General features: G+C 62.6%; 14 protein-coding genes and 1 pseudogene. 8 read left to right on the top strand and 7 right to left on the bottom strand.

Annotated features, from left to right (window positions below; translation table 11 throughout):
* Positions 1-118 precede the first annotated feature (118 nt).
* Positions 119-823 carry a PqiC family protein gene (locus tag AB4N42_RS00185; protein WP_030140179.1) on the top strand — a complete coding sequence of 235 codons (705 nt, stop codon included), beginning with the start codon at positions 119-121 and terminating at the stop codon, positions 821-823.
* 234 nt (positions 824-1,057) lie between these two features.
* On the opposite strand, the gene AB4N42_RS00180 is transcribed toward AB4N42_RS00185, so the two are convergent.
* Complete coding sequence (locus tag AB4N42_RS00180) at positions 1,058-2,575, bottom strand: AhpA/YtjB family protein (RefSeq protein WP_407684275.1); 1,518 nt, start codon at positions 2,573-2,575, stop codon at positions 1,058-1,060.
* A gap of 133 nt (positions 2,576-2,708) precedes the next feature.
* Between AB4N42_RS00180 and serB the strand changes: the two genes are divergently transcribed.
* On the top strand, positions 2,709-3,923 hold the full coding sequence (gene serB, locus AB4N42_RS00175) for a phosphoserine phosphatase SerB (protein ID WP_030140177.1): 1,215 nt from the start codon (positions 2,709-2,711) through the stop codon (positions 3,921-3,923).
* Between the two features lie 168 nt (positions 3,924-4,091).
* On the opposite strand, the gene AB4N42_RS00170 is transcribed toward serB, so the two are convergent.
* From AB4N42_RS00170 to AB4N42_RS00155, 4 genes are all read right to left on the bottom strand, one after another.
* Positions 4,092-5,852, bottom strand: coding sequence for a molecular chaperone (locus AB4N42_RS00170; protein WP_198797223.1), 1,761 nt, complete (start codon positions 5,850-5,852; stop codon positions 4,092-4,094).
* 122 nt (positions 5,853-5,974) lie between these two features.
* Positions 5,975-6,835 carry an archaetidylserine decarboxylase gene (asd, locus tag AB4N42_RS00165; RefSeq protein WP_460115695.1) on the bottom strand — a complete coding sequence of 287 codons (861 nt, stop codon included), beginning with the start codon at positions 6,833-6,835 and terminating at the stop codon, positions 5,975-5,977.
* A gap of 17 nt (positions 6,836-6,852) precedes the next feature.
* Complete coding sequence (locus AB4N42_RS00160) at positions 6,853-7,668, bottom strand: rhodanese-like domain-containing protein (protein WP_460115693.1); 816 nt, start codon at positions 7,666-7,668, stop codon at positions 6,853-6,855.
* Between the two features lie 43 nt (positions 7,669-7,711).
* Positions 7,712-9,250, bottom strand: a complete 1,539-nt coding sequence (locus AB4N42_RS00155) for an HDOD domain-containing protein (RefSeq protein ID WP_217861117.1) — start codon at positions 9,248-9,250, stop codon at positions 7,712-7,714.
* Positions 9,251-9,417: 167 nt separating this feature from the next.
* Here AB4N42_RS00155 and motA point away from each other — a divergent pair, with 167 nt between their 5' ends.
* Both motA and motB read left to right on the top strand, forming a co-directional pair.
* Positions 9,418-10,269, top strand: a complete 852-nt coding sequence (motA, locus tag AB4N42_RS00150; RefSeq protein WP_460115692.1) for a flagellar motor stator protein MotA — start codon at positions 9,418-9,420, stop codon at positions 10,267-10,269.
* Between the two features lie 3 nt (positions 10,270-10,272).
* Positions 10,273-11,314, top strand: a pseudogene (motB, locus tag AB4N42_RS00145) (flagellar motor protein MotB).
* 115 nt (positions 11,315-11,429) lie between these two features.
* Here the strand turns inward: motB and rsgA are convergent.
* Positions 11,430-12,461: a small ribosomal subunit biogenesis GTPase RsgA gene (rsgA, locus tag AB4N42_RS00140; protein ID WP_053117887.1), complete on the bottom strand. Its 1,032-nt coding sequence runs from the start codon at positions 12,459-12,461 to the stop codon at positions 11,430-11,432.
* A gap of 109 nt (positions 12,462-12,570) precedes the next feature.
* Between rsgA and orn the strand changes: the two genes are divergently transcribed.
* Positions 12,571-13,113, top strand: a complete 543-nt coding sequence (orn, locus tag AB4N42_RS00135) for an oligoribonuclease (RefSeq protein ID WP_030140170.1) — start codon at positions 12,571-12,573, stop codon at positions 13,111-13,113.
* A gap of 246 nt (positions 13,114-13,359) precedes the next feature.
* Positions 13,360-13,974: a trimeric intracellular cation channel family protein gene (locus AB4N42_RS00130; protein ID WP_170866829.1), complete on the top strand. Its 615-nt coding sequence runs from the start codon at positions 13,360-13,362 to the stop codon at positions 13,972-13,974.
* On the opposite strand, the gene queG is transcribed toward AB4N42_RS00130, so the two are convergent.
* Positions 13,956-15,035 (bottom strand): tRNA epoxyqueuosine(34) reductase QueG, encoded by a 1,080-nt coding sequence (gene queG / locus AB4N42_RS00125; RefSeq protein WP_198797219.1) that lies wholly within the window; start codon positions 15,033-15,035, stop codon positions 13,956-13,958. The genes AB4N42_RS00130 and queG overlap by 19 nt on opposite strands.
* Positions 15,036-15,098: 63 nt before the next feature.
* On the opposite strand from queG, the gene AB4N42_RS00120 reads away from it, so the two are divergent.
* Complete coding sequence (locus tag AB4N42_RS00120; RefSeq protein ID WP_460115691.1) at positions 15,099-16,598, top strand: NAD(P)H-hydrate dehydratase; 1,500 nt, start codon at positions 15,099-15,101, stop codon at positions 16,596-16,598.
* Positions 16,586-17,053, top strand: coding sequence for a tRNA (adenosine(37)-N6)-threonylcarbamoyltransferase complex ATPase subunit type 1 TsaE (gene tsaE, locus AB4N42_RS00115; protein WP_460115690.1), 468 nt, complete (start codon positions 16,586-16,588; stop codon positions 17,051-17,053). Before AB4N42_RS00120 ends, tsaE begins: the two co-directional genes overlap by 13 nt.
* The last annotated feature ends 3 nt before the right edge of the window (positions 17,054-17,056 follow it).

The raw sequence follows: 17,056 nt of genomic DNA, 5'->3' as shown, positions 1-17,056 counted from the left end.
GGGACGCATATTCACGGATGATAGGCCCTTTCAAGCGCACGGCGTGGCCGAGCGTTCTTCATAATGACCGAGTATTTTTCACTGTGGTAAGCCTTGTGGCCGCCACCTGGACGAGACGATGACTGCTCTGCGCCTTCCTATTTTGTGGCTCGCCGGCCTGCTTGGCCTGGCGGGCTGCAGCATGAACCAGCCGGTGTCGCTGTACCAGCTGGACAGCGGTACCCCGGCCCAGCCTGCGCAAAGCACAGGCATGGCCGTATTGCTTGGCCCGGTTCTGATCGCTGACTACCTGCAGCGTGAAACCCTGTTGCAACGCCAACCCGACGGCAGCCTGCAAGCCGCCACTGATGGTCGTTGGGCTGGTAGCCTGTCTTCCGATATCGATCAATTGCTGTTGCGCCAGGTGGCCGGACACCTGGACAGCCAGCGCGTGGTGCTGGCCCCGGCCAACCAGGGGTTCACCCCGGATGTGCAAGTGCTGTTGTCGATCACCCGGCTGGATTCAGGGAAATCCCAACCCGCGGTGCTCGATGCCCAATGGCGCCTGATCGACCGTCGCGGCACGGTTCGCGAGAACCGCATCGTTCACCTGCAAGAACAACATGCAGGTACGACCGCTGCACAGGTCCAGGCGCAAGGCGTGCTTTTGCAGCGCCTGGCCGAGCAATTGTCCGTGTCCCTCAAGCCTTTGGCCAACCAGCCACCTATCGCGGAAGTGCCGCGCAAGGCAGCTCCGGCCCCGGCCAAGCCGGTGGAAAAGGAAAAGGACAAGATCCCGATGGCCCTGCCGATTCGTACCGACATGGAAGTGTTCCGGTTCTGATGACTGGAACGGATATAAAACAAAGCCCGCGTTGATGCGGGCTTTGTTGTTTCTGGCTCCAAGGATTTAGTGCCTGTCCTGGCCCTATCGCGAGCAAGCTCGCTCCCACAGGGATCTACAGTCGTATGAAGATCCCTGTGGGAGCGAGCTTGCTCGCGATAAGGCCAGTGAAGGCAATAAAAAGCCCGCAGATGATCACTCATCTGCGGGCTTGATTATTTCAGGGCCCGGGCCTCAGGCCTGACGCTCGTGCATTCGCGCCAGCTGCCGCTCCAGCATCGACGGATAAGGCTCCATCAACCGTTCCACGCAGCAAGCGCCTTCGGGGCTGGCGATGGGGCGGATGCGCGCGCGTTGGCGGATCAGCGCGTCATCATTGATCTTGCGCTCCACCAGCAGCAGATTGCGGCTGTGCTGGGAGAGCGCCAATGCGTCCTGGGCGGTTTCGGTCAGCAGCAGGTCGATCTGGCTCAAGCCGTACAGCCCATCGCCCAAGGTCAGGCCCAGTTGCAATTGCAGGGTAATGCCACTGTCGGCGACTTCGATTTGCAACTGGTGACCCAGCGCCCGCAGCAGTTCACCGCAGCAAATGGCATTGGTCAGGTAGTCGTCGCCGCTGTCCTCGGTGTGGAACAGCATCAGCGTGCTGCCATCATTCAAGGTGTGCAGTTCGCCTTGATAAAGCGATGCGGCCTGATCGAGGCAATCGCGATAGCGTTCGAGCAGCTCCTTCAGGCGCGCCTGGGGCAGGCGGCGCAGTTGATCCTGGGCGCCCAGTTGCACGGCCAGCACGGCGCTGTGCTGGGGCAGGTTCGAGGCGACAGGGCGGACCGCCGGTTGAGGGGCGCCGGCCACCGAGTCGTCTCGCAAGTCGGCAAAGGCGTCGTCGTCTTCCTCATCTTCGACAGCACGCACCACATGGCGCGGCGCAGGGCGGGAGGCAGGCATCGGCGTGCTTTCGTCGAAGCCCGGGTCACGCAAGTTGCGGACCTCGAAGCCTGGCTCGGCATCGTCTTCGTCGACGTAATCGATGTCTTCAGGTTCCGGCACAGGCTCCGGTTCCGGTGCGAAGCTGGCGTGAAGCTGCCGGGCCAGGTCGCCGATTTCGTCCTGGCGCTGGGTGGCCGGCGTGTGTTCGTCGATGTCCCGCAGCCAGACGCGCAGTTGCAGTAGCGGCGTGGAGATGTGCCGTCCCAGGCGCAGGCTCAAGGCCAGCGCCAGCGCCAGCAAAATTGCGCTGAGGATGCCCATGCTCTGCAGGCTGATGGTCATCGGTTGCTGGAACTGGTCCATGTCCAGGCTGATGCGCAGTTGCCCGGCAGTCACGTCCTGGAAAGTGATCTTGCTCTGGTACATGCCACCGGTCTCGCCCAGCAGGCCAGGCTTGGGACGTTGGCCGGCCTCGGCGAGGATGCGGTTGTCCACGCTGTAGATGGCAGCGTGGGCGACCAGTTTGTTCTTGGTCAGGTTGTTGAGCAGCACGTTGAGGCTGAGGATGTCGTTGGACACCAGCAGCTCGGTGGCAGACGTGGCGGTCTGGGTGGTCAGGCTTTCGCCCAAGGCATCCGCCTGCTCATGCATGGCCTGCTTGAATTGCAGGCCCATCACGCAGGCATAGATGACCAGGGCCAGGGCGACCAGGATCACGTTATGGCTGGCGATGCGCAATGCAATCGGCACGCGACGATGGCGCAATGCACGGAAGATCAGCAGGAAGAAATTGTCGGTTTTGACTGGCGTGGGCCGGTTCACTGAGCTCGGCTCTTTGTCCGTGAAATTGACGCGCAGTATAGCGACAGGCCCATGACCGGCAAAGCACTGGCGGTGCCCGATGGTCACTGAATGTGGGTAGAATGCGGTTTTTTTCCACCTGCGGGGGTGCGCCTTGCGCGAAATCGTCCTGATAAACATCACTGGCAGCGACCGTCCGGGTCTGACTGCGGCCATTACCGGCGTTCTGGCCCAGGGTGGTGTGAACATTCTCGACATCGGTCAGGCGGTAATCCATGACACGTTGTCGTTCGGCATCCTGGTTGAAATCCCGGACGCCGAACAGAGCAAGTCAGTGCTCAAGGACATCCTGTTCACGGCCTACAAGCTCGACCAGCAGGTGCGTTTCACGCCGGTGTCCGAAGCCGATTACCAGCATTGGGTGGCCGGCCAGGGCAAGAAGCGCCATATCGTGACGCTGCTGACCCGCAAGGTGACTGCCGAGCAGTTGCAGCGCGTCAGCTCGATCACCGCCCAATACGGGCTGAATATCGACCACATCGACCGGCTGTCCGGGCGCATGCCGCTCGATACCCCGGCTGACCAGGGCAAGGGCTGCATCGAATTTTCCGTGCGCGGCGAACCGGCCGATCCCCAGGCGCTGCGTGCCGAATTCCTCAGCGTCGCCCAGGAACTGAACGTCGACATCGCCTTCCAGGAGGACTCGCTGTTCCGCCGCAACCGCCGCCTGGCGGTGTTCGATATGGATTCGACGCTGATCGAAGCCGAAGTCATCGACGAGCTGGCCAAGGCGGCGGGCGTGGGCGACAAGGTTTCGGCTATCACCGAGCGGGCCATGGCCGGGGAGCTGGATTTTCGCGCCAGCTTCAAGGAACGCCTCGCATTGCTCAAGGGGCTGGACGTCGGCGTGCTCGATTCCATCGGCGCCTCCCTGCGCCTGACCGAGGGCGCCGAAACCCTGTTTGCCGAACTCAAGCGCCTGGGCTACAAGACCGCCATCCTGTCCGGCGGCTTCACTTATTTCGCCAAGCAACTGCAGGCCAAGCTCGGTATCGACTACGTGTTCGCCAACGAACTGGAAGTGGTGGACGGCAAGGTCACCGGGGTTGCCGTCGAGCCGATCGTCGATGCCCAGCGCAAGGCGGACTTGCTGCGCGAATTAGCCGAGAAGGAAGGCCTTCGCCTGGAGCAGACCATTGCCGTGGGTGACGGCGCTAACGACCTGCCGATGCTGGCCATCGCCGGCCTGGGCGTGGCGTTCCGGGCCAAGCCATTGGTCAAGCAGTCGGCCCGGCAGGCGATTTCGACCTTGGGGTTGGATGGGGTGTTGTACTTGCTGGGTTTCCGCGATCGCGACGGGCAGGTTTGAGCAAACGCCGATCTGTGAATTTCGCATACTCGTGGCGAGGGAGCTTGCTCCCGTTGGCCTGCGCAGCAGGCCTAATGCGGCCAACCTGAAACACCTGGGTGTCAGATTTCGGGGCCGCTTCGCGGCCCAGCGGGAGCAAGCTCCCTCGCCACGTGATCCTGCCGTATTTTAAAGCGACTTCCACAACGAATCGAAATCCCCGTCCTGCGTACCGTCCTCCCCGCTGGTGCCTGAATCCTCCTGGCGATAAGCAAACTGGTTGAAACTGTGGGTGCTGGTCACCCGGCGATCCAGGCCGGCGCGGCGTTCCTGGCCGTTGGTGTTGATCAACACCTTCTGGCCTTCCTGGAAGGGCAGGCGCGGTGCGATCACGGTGGGTGGCAGGTCGATGGCGCTTATCTCGGGAAGCAGCAGCCCACGCAGATAGTGCCCTTGTTCGTTCTGCTCGCGAAGCAATTGCAGGCCGCAAGGCTGGGCATGCGGTGCGACCAGCTCAATGCCCATCTGCATGGCGCCATTGCGGACCTGGCGGATCCAGCGCACCACGGCGATGCTCCAGCTCTGATCATTGGTGTCCCGGATGCCGACCATTTCGCCGGCCTGCAATTGTTCCGGCACCTCTTTCGGCCAGCCAAGGCAATAGCCGCCGGGGCTGTGGTTGATGATCGGCAGATCGTAAGTAGGGAAATGATGCCGGTTGTCGGAGCTGGCGCCATCGTCGTCGGCCGGGTTGACCGGATACTCGATTTCTTCGTAGGGCAAAAGCTCGCTGTCACCGGTGGGCGCGGCGTCGAAGGCCTGGTCCCAGGTGTCATTTTTCTTTGTCGGCGAGGCTTCGAAGTGCGCCTTGCGTGGGCCGGGCGTCTTGAGTATCTCGTTGAACGAGCGCTCTCCCCCAAGATAATAGTGCAGCGCGCTCATACCCACGCACAGCGTCAACGTACCGTTGCCCTCGGTGCGTTGGAAGCTGCGTTCGGCGGCCTCGCCCCAGGCGGCTTGCAAGTGATGCAGCGTATCGGCGCTCATGCCGGCGGGGACCGTCAGGGTCGACTCGACAGGTTGTGCCAGGTGGGCGGTGATGGCGCGCACCAACGGCTGGGGGTCGAAACCCAGCAGGGTGGGTTGCTGTTCGGCGCGGAATTTCGACCGATAACGCGGCCCGACGTCCAGTGCCGGTGCGACGGCGAACAGGCTGGCGGCGGTGACGGCTGGGTCCAGCTTGACCCAATGGCTCCACGGTTCCAGGACCTCGGCCAACCGCGCGATCTGGCTCTGGCGCAATTGGTTGCTGCGCGAGGCGCCCAACAGCAGGGCAACCACGTAGGTCTGCTCGATATTCAATTCGTGAATCTGGCTGGCCAGTTCGTCGCTGACGCTCAGGTGCTGCAATTTGTGTTGGCAAGCGATCCGGTACAGTTGGTGCAAATCGAGCCAGAGCCCCTCCGGCACCGGGCTGTAGAGCTGGCTGGCGCGCAACAGGGTTCCATCAAGGGCGTGCGTGGCCCGCTGCAATGCCGTGGCCAGCAGGCGCGCCCGGTCCTTGGAGAATTTTGCCGAGATTCGCCCGACGATTTGCTTGTAGCCCATTGCCAGGTGGGCTTGCAGGGCCTGGCACAGGTTGACGATCTTGCGTGAGCGGTCATCCAGTACGATGGCTTGTTGCAGGAAGTGTCGCTCAAGGTGCTTGCAGACGTAATAAACCTCAGGCCGCAGCAGCTCCAGCAATTGCAGGCGGTTATCGCTGGGCGTGAGCAGTTGGTTCAGCTCGCCGAGCGCCTGGTATAGCAGGCGGGCGGTTTCGCCGATGTTGGCCTTGGGCAGGTTGGCGATCCAACGCTTGAGGTCGCGTGGCGTGGCATCGCAAAAGGACAAGCGCGACTGGGTCGGTGTCGATATGCGCAGTAGCTGGAGAGGGCTGGTCTCATTCATGCCGTGGACGGGCTCCGGCGGGAAATGAAAGGGATGTTTCCAACTCTAGCAGCTGTAGGCGGGGTATGTAGTTTGAGAATGGTCATTCCTGCCCTTGGGCAGGAATGACCATCCTGGATGACTCAGGCGTTCGGCAGTGCCAGGGCCTGGCCCATCTGGACTGGCGAGCCGGCCACCAGGTCCTCGGCCCATTTCACCTGCTCTGGACCAAACAGAACGATGGCCGTCGAACCCAACTTGAAACGGCCCAGTTCGGTGCCTTTTTCCAAGTGGATCGGTGCACGAGCGGCTTCGTCGTAGCGGAAGGTCTTCAGCTCGCGCTTGGGCGGCGTCACCAGCCCGGCCCAGACGGTCTCGATGGACGCGACGATCATCGCACCCACCAGCACCACGGCCATCGGCCCGCGCTCGGTGTCGAAAATGCACGCGACGCGTTCGTTGCGGGCAAACAGCTCCGGGACGTTTTCGGCGGTGGTCTGGTTGACCGAGAAAATCCGGCCAGGGATGTAGACCATTTCCCGCAGGGTGCCGGCCAGCGGCATGTGCACGCGATGGTAATCCTTGGGTGACAGGTAAATGGTGGCGAAATCGCCGCCCATGAACGGCGCGGCATTGGCTGCATCACCGCCCAGCAGTTCCAGCACGCTGAAGCTGTGGCCCTTGGCCTGGAACACACGGCCGTGCTCGATCGGGCCGAGCTGGCTGACGGCGCCGTCGGCGGGGCTGAGGATTGCGCCGGGGGTCTGATCCAGAGGTCGCGCACCGTCTTTCAGTGCACGGGTGAAAAACGCGTTGAAGTGCTCGTAGGCGGTGAGGTCTTCCACCAGCGCCTGGGACATGTCCACTTGGTAGCGCTTGGCGAACCAGGCCGTGAAGGCGTTCTTGAACCAGCGCACGCGGCATTCGGCGATGCAGCCGGCCAGCCGCGACAGCAGGTGGTGCGGCAGCAGGTACTGGGAAAGGATGAACAAGCGGTTTTTCATTAACTGTCCTTAAATCTTCAAAGCTCGATGGGGGTGTCGGGGTGGTTGCCCCATTCACCCCAGGAACCGGCATAGCCTTTGACCCGTGGATAACCGAGCGCCTTGGCCACCAGGTAGGTGAAGCCAGAACGGTGGTGAGTCTGGCAGTGTGTGATGACTTCTTTGTCGGGCGTGATGCCCAGCTGTTCGAGGATCTGCGGCATGTCTTTGCGGATGCGCAGGCTGCGCGCCGGGTCCATGCCGGCCGTCCATTCGAAATTGACCGCGCCGGGGATGTGTCCGCCCCGGGCGGCGACGACTTTCTCGCCAGAGTATTCCAACGGGCCACGGGCGTCCCAGATCGCCAGGTCGGCGGCCCCGAGACGGCTTTGCAGGTACTCGCGAGTGGCGGTGGGTTCTTCGTGCAGCACCAGGCTGACTGGACCTGCGACCGACGCCGGGACCTCGGTCGACACTGGCAGGCCGAGGTCCAGCCAGGACAGCAGGCCACCGTCGAGATAGTGATAATTCGAATGCCCGATCACATCGAGCAACCAGATAAAACGCCCGGCCCAGCCACCTCCTTCGTCGTCATACACCACGTAGACCGCGCCGGGGTCATGCCCGAGTTCGCCGAACAGCGCTTCCAGGTCGGCCTTTGCCGGCAACAGGCCCGGCGCCGGGGGCTGGCCCAGTTGCGTGCGTTTCGGATCGACGAAGCGTGCGCCGGGAATATGGCCATTGCTGTAGCGCGCGGCGCTGGTCAGGTCCACCAGAATCAGATTGGGCGTATCGAGGCGCGGCAAGAGCTCGCTCGGCTCGATTACCAGCGGCAAGCCAGAGAAGTCAGGCATGTGAGGTCTCCTGGGGGCGCAAAGGGAAAAGATTGTAGCAAGTTCAGCGGCCGCGGTTGGTAAAGGTGTGCAGGGCCCTTTCGATGCATTGCACGGTTTTGCCGAAGGCCTGCACGGTCACGTCCGAGAACGGCCCGCCGCCCTGGTCCACGACCACCAACATGATCACCCGCCCATTGCAGGTCAGTGAGCGCAACAGCAGGTGCTCGCCCCGGAACAAGGCGCGCAGGCCCGGAGGCAGCAAGGCGGAAAATTGAGCGTTGTTCTCGGGGTTCAAGCGAACCTGGGCTTGCTGGGCCAACAAGCGCTGCAAGACTTTGCTTTGGCTGATGGAAAAGCTCATCGCCGCCGCTTCCTTGGGCAGGCCGGCAGTCTGATGCACGCGTACGCTGGTCTGGCTGCGGTCGGCCATCAAAATCATCACCCGGCGCATGCCGCACGCCACCAACGCATTTCGGGCCGAGGTGGTCAGGTGCATGGCGTTGCTGAACGGGCTCGGCTCCAGCAGCAGCTCGGCGCATTGCTTGCGCCATTGGCTCAGGTCCTGTGCGCTGGGCGGCGCGGCTGGCAACAAGCCAGGGTGAACACGGCGGTTGCCCCAGGGCCAGATCAACGCCACGGCCGGGTGCCAGAGGTCCGGCATGGCGTGATGGCGGGCGCTGGTGGCGGCTTGCTGGTGGAGCTGCTGCTGGAGTTCGTCCATCGGCATCTGCAGATACAGGCTCGTGAGGTATTGCCAGCGAGCGCTGTGCGGACTGTCCCAGGCCTGTTGCGCCGACAGTGCCAGGCCGTTGGCCAGCAGCACCGTGTTGGCGGGTTGGTTGAGCCAGCGCCGCAGCGTTGGGTCGTCATCCAGTCGATTTTGTTGGCGCAGCGGATGTTCGCTGTCGCGGGCAATGCGCAACACTTTAATCAGCTCGCGGCGTTCATTCAGCAACAGGCGATAGCCTTGCACCACCCAGATGGGCAGGCGCCATGCCTCCACCAGCGCGAGGCAGATTTTCAGCAGGCTGACGCCAAACAGTTCGCGCTCGACCTTGCGTGCGGGCTCGCCTTTGTGGATCACCCGCAGTTCCCACTCCCCCAGCAGTCGCGGATGAGTCAGCGCCAACGGCCAGAGCGGCGAGAGAAACAACAGGCTGCCCCAATGGATGTCCTGCCACAGACGCGCCAGGCGGCTGGCAAAAAAACCATTGGCCTGTTGGCTAGCGTGCTGGCTGATCAGTTGCACCTGGCGCAGGGCAACCGGTATCTCGTGTTCCGGCAGCGAGGGCAGGCGCGCCAGCAGCTCCTCGGTGCGCTTGAGGCCGAGGCGGTTGATCGCCACTTCGAGATTTTCCGCCGGCTCCGCCAGGGTGCCATGGGTGTGATGATTGGCTTCGCGGATGACGCTCAGGGCCAGGGCAGGGCTGTCCTGCATAAGCTCGGCGATGTCGCGCAACGAGCGACGACTGTCTGCGATCGCCTTGCAGACCAGGTCGTGACTGGCCTGGGGCACCGGTAGATGAACGCCCTGGAGCAGCTTCAGCCAGCCTTCGAGCGTGGTCGGTCTTGGTGTCGGAACGTTCGTTTCGTTAGCCATGGTTGGACGTGATCATCGCATGGGGTATCTGCGCCCGGAGCGGGGCAAAATTGGCTTTTCGCCGGAACTGGCTATAGTCTGGCGCAGTTTTGCCGATAAGTAGAAGAAGAGATTTTTCAGCTTCCGAATATGACCTTGAACCCGACTTAAATAAGTACTTTCTATCTATGGCTAAAATTATCGGCATCATTGTCGTGTTCGCGAGCGTGCTCGGCGGATACGTGCTTTCCCATGGCAAGATCGCAGCCCTGATCCAGCCTTTCGAGGTGATGATCATCGGCGGTGCGGCCCTCGGCGCATTCTTGCAGGCCAACCCCGGCTACATGACGATGCACGTGCTCAAGAAATCCCTGGGCATGTTCAGTTCGCGTTTCAGCCACACCTTCTACCTGGAAGTCTTGGGGCTGATCTACGAGATCCTCAACAAGAGCCGCCGCGAAGGCATGATGGCGATCGAGGGCGACATCGAAGACGCCGCCGCCAGCCCGATTTTCGCCAAGTACCCCGTCGTACTGAAGGACGCCCGCATGACGGCGTTCATCTGCGATTACCTGCGCATCATGTCGTCCGGCAACATGGCGCCCCATGAACTCGAAGGCCTGTTCGACATGGAGCTGTACAGCCTCAAGGAAGACCTGGAGCACCCATCCCACGCGGTGACCGGCATCGCCGACGCCATGCCCGGCTTCGGTATTGTCGCGGCGGTACTCGGGATCGTGGTGACCATGGCGTCCCTGGGCGATGGCGACCAGAAATCCATCGGCCTGCACGTCGGTGCGGCACTGGTGGGTACCTTCTTCGGTATCTTGGCGGCGTACGGTTTCTTCGGTCCGCTGGCCCATTCCCTGGCCCATGACGCCAAGGAAGAACTCAATGTGTATGAGGCCATCAAGGCCTCGCTCGTGGCCTCGGCCTCGGGCATGCCGCCATCCCTGGCGGTGGAGTTCGGTCGCAAGGTCCTGTACCCGGCGCACCGTCCGAGCTTCGCCGAGTTGGAACAAGCGGTCCGCGGTCGCTAAGTCATGGAAAATAATCAGCCGATCATCATCAAGCGCGTCAAGCGCATCGCCGCGGGGCATCACGGGGGCGCCTGGAAAATCGCCTTCGCCGACTTCGCGACGGCGATGATGGCGTTCTTCCTGGTGTTGTGGCTGCTGTCCACCGCGACGCCGGAACAAAAGATCGCCATCGCCGGTTACTTCAAGGACCCCGTCGGTTTTTCCGAAAGCGGCACGCCCTACATCATCGACTTGGGCGGCTCGCCGACCCTGGCGCCGGACACCACCCTGAACCCGGAGGTCAAGTCGCAGCCCCAGCCTGACAAGGTGACGGTGGATTCCGAGCAGGTCGAAGGCATGGCCGAGCAGGTCGAACGCGAGCGCCTGGAACTGCTCCTGCAGGAATTGCAGAACAAGGTCGAAGAGAACCCGCAACTGCAGAAGTTCAAGGACCAGATCCTGTTCGAAATCACGCCGAACGGCTTGCGCATCCAGATCATGGATGCCGAGAACCGGCCGATGTTCGATTCTGGCAGCGCACGCCTGAAGCCTTATTTCGAAGACATCCTGCTGGCCATGGCCGATACCATCAAGGCGGTGCCGAACAAGATCAGCATCAGCGGTCACACCGATGCCAAGCCTTACGTGGGCAAGGGTGATTTCGGTAACTGGGAGTTGTCGGCCAACCGCGCCAACGCGGCACGACGTGCCTTGGTGGCGGGCAGCTATCCGGATGAGCAAGTGGCTCGGGTGGTCGGTTATGCATCTTCGGCGCTGTTCGATCGCAAAGACCCGTTCAACCCGGTCAACCGGCGTATCGATATCGTGGTGTTGACCAAGAAGGCGCAGAAAGCCATCGAGGGCTCGCAGACCGACGATCCAACGCCAGACCCTGCCCAGGGCCAAGGCGCTCCAGGCGAAGCGCCGGCGACAACACCCGGCGCGGCGGCGGATCCGAACGCGCTGCCGGCTGGACCAACAGCCCGTGCCGGCCCATGAATTGCGAGAACGCCTGAACCTGTTCGATGACGCCGCGCCAAAACCGGCGGAGCCGCCAGCGCAGTGACCCACAAAAAAGCCGACATCGATGTCGGCTTTTTTGTGGGTATCGGTTTGCTTGAGACTTGCTTGCCTTTGTGGCGAGGGAGCAAGCTCCCTCGTCACAAAGGCGTCCAGCCAACTCAGTAACTGCTCTCCGGCAAGCTGGCGATGATCGAGCGGTAGCTGTTCATCCGTTGCTGGTGCACACGGCCTTCTTCCAAGGCCTTGAGCAAGGCGCACCCGGGCTCGCGGTCGTGCTTGCAGTCGCGGAAGCGGCAGGTGCCGATCAGCTCGTTGAACTCGATGAACCCGGCTTCGACATCGGCCCGGCTGACATGGCCCAGGCCGAATTCGCGGATACCGGGTGAGTCGATCAATTCACCGCCGCCAGGGAAGTGGAACAACCGCGCGGTGGTGGTGGTGTGGGTGCCCTGGCCGGACAGTTCGGACAACGGCCCGACGCGGGTCTCGACCTCCGGCAGCAGGCTGTTGACCAGGGAAGACTTGCCGACCCCGGACTGGCCGACGAACACGCTGATGCGCCCGTCCAGCTGCCGTTGCAATTGCTCCATGCCGTTGCCGTGATGGGCCGAGACCTCCAGCACCGGATAACCGAGGTCCCGATAGACCGACAGCAAGGCGTTCAGCGCCGGGGCGTTGTGCTCGTCGATCAGGTCGAATTTGTTGAGCAGCAGCAGCGGGCGGATGCCGGCGTGTTCGGCCGCCACCAGGTAGCGGTCGATCAGGTTGGCGTGAGGCTCGGGCAACGGGGCGAACACGATGACGATCATGTCGACGTTGGCCGCCACCGGCTTGAGCTGGCCCCGGCTGTCCGGACGGCACAGCTCGGTGTGACGCGGCAATTGCGCGACGATCACGCCGATGCCCTGGTTGCCGGCACGCCAGACCACTTGGTCGCCGGTCACCAGCGCCGGCAGGTTGGCACGCAAGTGGCAACGGAATACCTGGCCGGCCAGTTCGCCTTCCTGGGCCTCGACTTCGACTTGCACACCAAAGTGAGCGATCACCAGGCCGGTCTGTTCAGGACCCAGGTCGCCCCCCTCCAGGGCTTCGACCGCACTGGATTCGCGTTTGGCGGCACGGGCGGCGCGCTCGCCCTGGATCTTTTCGATGCGCCAGTTCTGACGACGATTGAGTTGGCGTTTGGCCATGGGTGTTCCGTATGAAGAAATGCAGCGAATAGGGTAAAACGGCCGCGAGTTTAGCACGCCCGAGACGCTGCCTAGGCTAAACTGCGCAGCTAAGCCGAGGAGCTCCCCCATGCAAAACCCGCAGAACCTGATCTGGATCGACCTGGAAATGACCGGTCTGAACCCTGACACCGATGTCATCATCGAGATGGCCACCATCGTCACTGACAGCGACCTCAACACCCTGGCCGAAGGGCCGGTGATCGCGATTCATCACAGCGACGAAATCCTCGCCGGCATGGACGAGTGGAACACGCGCCAGCACGGCGGCTCGGGCCTGACCCAGCGCGTTCGCGAGAGCAAGATCAGCATGGCCGAGGCTGAGGCACAGACCATCGCCTTCCTGGAGCAGTGGGTGCCAAGAGGCAAGTCGCCGATCTGTGGCAACAGCATCTGCCAGGACCGTCGCTTCCTGTATACCCACATGAAATCCCTGGAAAGCTATTTCCATTACCGCAACCTCGACGTCTCGACCCTGAAGGAGTTGGCTGCCCGCTGGGCCCCTGAGGTTCGCGACAGTTTCCAGAAAGGCAGCACGCACCTGGCCCTGGACGACATCCGTGAATCCATCGCCGAGCTGCAGCATTACCGCAAGCACTTCATCAAGTTCTGAGCTAACCCCAAGCGACTGGCGGGCAAGCTTTTGTGGCGAGGGGATTTATCCCCGTTGGGCTGCGGAGCAGCCCCTCGACCTGATGTTTGGTTGTGTCAGGCCGGTCGGTGTTGATTGTATTTGGGGCTGCTTTGCAGCCCAGCGGGGATAAATCCCCTCGCCACGCTCAGGCAGGAGGCGGGACCTTGCCCTCTTTTGGTGCCGGCCCAAACTGGCTAGACTGCGCGCCTTCTTGTAAGGACCGCCATCATGTTGCTGATGCTGTATCTGATCGCCATTACCGCCGAAGCCATGACTGGCGCGCTATCCGCCGGGCGGCGGGGCATGGATTGGTTCGGCGTGGTGCTGATCGCCTGTGTCACGGCGCTGGGCGGCGGCTCGGTTCGCGACGTGCTGCTCGGGCATTACCCGCTGACTTGGGTCAAGCACCCGGAATACCTGGTGCTGACCACCGCAGCGGCGATGCTGACGGTGTTCCTGGCGCGCTGGATGCGCCATCTGCGCTCGTTGTTCCTGGTGCTCGATGCTGTAGGCCTGGTGGCATTTACCCTGATCGGCTGCATGACGGCCCTGGAAATGGGCCATGGCATGTTGGTGGCCTCGGTCAGCGGCGTGATTACCGGTGTGTTTGGCGGCATCCTGCGGGATATCTTCTGTAACGATATTCCCTTGATCTTCCGTCGCGAACTCTACGCCAGCGTCTCGTTCGCCGCGGCGTGGTGCTATCTATTGTGTGTCTTCCTGCAACTGCCGAACGAGCAGGCGATCCTCATCACCTTGTTCGGCGGTTTCCTGCTGCGGCTCCTGGCAATCCGCTTCCATTGGGAAATGCCGAAGTTCGTCTACAACGACGAAGTCTGACGCTCGGCGTGCTGGCGCAACGCCCATTCCACATGCTCGCGCACCAGTTCCGATGGATAGTCGCGCCGCGCCTCCAGTGCTTGCAGCACGGGAATCGTTGATGGCGCATTGCCCAGGCCCACCGCGAGGTTGCGCAACCAGCGTTCGTAACCGGCGCGACGCAAGGGCGAGCCTTCGGTGCTGCTGAGGAATTTTTCCTCGTCCCACAGGAACAACTCGGCGAGTCCGGCATTGTCCAGGTTATGGCGCGGCTTGAAATCGCTCTCACCGGACGGCCGGGCGAAGCGGTTCCAGGGGCAGACGATCTGGCAGTCATCGCAGCCGAACACCCGGTTGCCGATCAACGGCCGCAGCTCTTCCGGGATGGCATTCTTCAATTCGATGGTGAGGTAGGAAATGCACCGCCGGGCATCCAATACGTAAGGGCCGACGAAAGCATTGGTAGGGCAGATGTCCAGGCAGGCGGTGCATTTTCCGCAATGCTCGGTGCCGTGGGGCGGATCCACCGGCAGCGGCAGGTCGACAAACAGCTCGCTCAAGAAAAAATAACTGCCGGCCTTGCGGTTCAACACGAGGGTGTTTTTGCCGATCCAGCCCAGTCCGGCCTGCTCGGCAATGGCTTTTTCCAGTACCGGCGCACTGTCGACGAAGGCGCGGTAGCCGAAAGGGCCGATGACCGCCTGGATTTTTTCCGCCAGTTGTTGCACGCGTTTACGGATCAATTTGTGGTAATCGCGGCCCAACGCATAACGCGATACGTAGGCTTTTTCCGGTTCGGCGAGCAGTTGGGCCATTTGTGTGTCGCCCGGCAGGTAATCCATGCGCAGGGACACCACGCGCAATGTTCCGGGCACCAGTTCCTCTGGGTGCGACCGCTTGCTGCCGTGGGCGCCCATGTAATCCATTTCGCCGTGGTAGCCGGCCTCGAGCCAGCGTTGCAGATGTTGCTCATGCTCGGCAAGGTCCAGGCCGCTGATGCCGACCTGCTGGAAACCCAGTTCGCGGCCCCAGTCCTTGATGGATTGGGCGAGGGTGGCAAGGTCTGTGGGAATGGCAGGCATGAGGCGAGAGAAACCGGAGCTGAGATGCGTATAATTCTGCCAGACATCGGAGCCCGAAGACGCATGCCGCACACTAAAGATGATTTTCCCGACGCGCTGTACAGCGCCGCGCAGGTCCGGGCCCTCGATGCACAACTGATCGCGGCAGGTACCAGCGGCTTTGAATTGATGCAGCGTGCCGCTCGCGCCACCTGGCGAGCGATCGTCCGGCGCTGGCCCGAAGCGACCGAACTGACCGTGTTGGCCGGCCACGGCAACAATGCCGGTGATGGTTATCTGGTGGCCGCCTTGGCCCGCCGCGCCGGCTGGTCGGTGCGGGTGCTGGCGGTGGGCGAGCCCCGGCGCTTGCTGGGAGACGCCGCCAATGCCCATGCCGAGGCGGTGGCGGTCGGTGTGCCGGTGGAGCCCTGGGCGGACGATTCCGAATTGCGTGGTGTGTTGCTCGACGCGTTGCTTGGCACCGGGACGACTGGCGAAGTGCGCGAACCGTATGTCCGCGCGATCGATACAATCAATGTCAGCGGTTTGCCGGTGGCGGCGGTGGATATCCCCTCTGGCTTGTGTGCCGACACTGGCCGCGTGCTGGGAACTGCGGTAGCGGCTGACCTGACCGTGACGTTCATTGGCCTCAAGCTTGGCCTGTTCACCGGGGATGCAGCGGATCGAGTGGGTGAGTGGGTGTTCAACGACCTGCACGCGGACCCTGACCTCGTCGAGTCGGCGCCTGCCAGTGCTCGATTACTCTTGCCACATAATCTGCCGCGTCTGGCGCCTCGAGTCCCCACATCCCACAAAGGCAAGTTCGGTCATGTGCTGTTGATTGGCGGCGACCGAGGTTTCGGCGGCGCGATCCAGATGAGCGCTGAAAGCGCCCTGCGCTGTGGCGCGGGCATGGTTTCGATGGCAACGCGCAGCGAGCACGTCGCCTCGGCGCTGGTGCGTCTGCCGGAAGTGATGGTGCAAGGCACCCATTCGGCGAACCAGTTGATGGGCTTGCTCAAGCAGGCCAGCGTGTTGGTGGTCGGCCCGGGCCTGGGCCAGGCCGCCTGGGGGCGTAGCCTGCTGTCGGCGGCGGCCAATGCGTCGCTGCCCCAGGTGTGGGATGCCGACGCGCTGAACTTGCTGAGCGGCGGCGCGGTCAGCCTGCCCGAGCAATGCGTCATCACCCCGCATCCGGGCGAAGCCGCGCGGTTGCTGGGAATATCCACCGCCCAAGTGCAGGCCGATCGCCCGGCGGCGGCCCATGCATTGAGCAAAAAATATGCAGCCACCGTGATCCTCAAGGGCGCCGGCAGCCTCATCGCCAGCCCGGACGGCCGCCTGGCGGTCTGCGGCGAGGGGCATCCGGCCATGGCCACTGCCGGCCTGGGGGATGTGCTCGCCGGGGTGGTCGGCGCCTTGCTGGCCCAGGGAATGGAAGGATTCGAAGCCGCCTGCCTGGCGGTCTGGCTGCATGCCAATGCCGGTGTCCAGGTCGGTCGCGCGGGCCGAGGATTGGCGGCGACCGATCTGATCCCGGCCATTCGTCAGTTGTTGGAGGAGCAATCACCGTGTCTGAAGTAATCCTGTACGTGGCGGACGAACAAGCCATGACACAATTTGGCGCCCGCATCGCGCAGATCACCGCAGGCCACGGCCTGATCTTCCTCGAAGGCGACCTGGGCGCGGGGAAGACCACCCTGTCCCGCGGCATCATTCGCGGCCTCGGACACGTCGGTTCGGTCAAGAGTCCTACGTTCACCTTGGTCGAGCCCTACGAGATCGGCGACGTCCGGGCCTTCCATTTCGACCTGTACCGACTGGTGGATCCCGAAGAGCTGGAGTTCCTCGGCATCCGCGACTATTTCGAGGACGACACCTTGTGCCTGATCGAATGGCCCCAGAAGGGTGCAGGCTTTTTGCCAAAGCCCGACCTGACCATTACCATTGGCGCGCAGAACGGCGGGCGTTCATTGAAACTGACACCGCAAGGCTCGCGTGGCGAGTCGTGGTGTGCCGCCTTGGCTTTGGAAAACTAATTA

It is taken from the genome of Pseudomonas sp. H2_D02, from assembly GCF_054677635.1.
The sequence above is the reverse complement of the archived record's forward strand: the minus strand, read 5'-3'. Positions and strand labels throughout refer to the sequence as shown.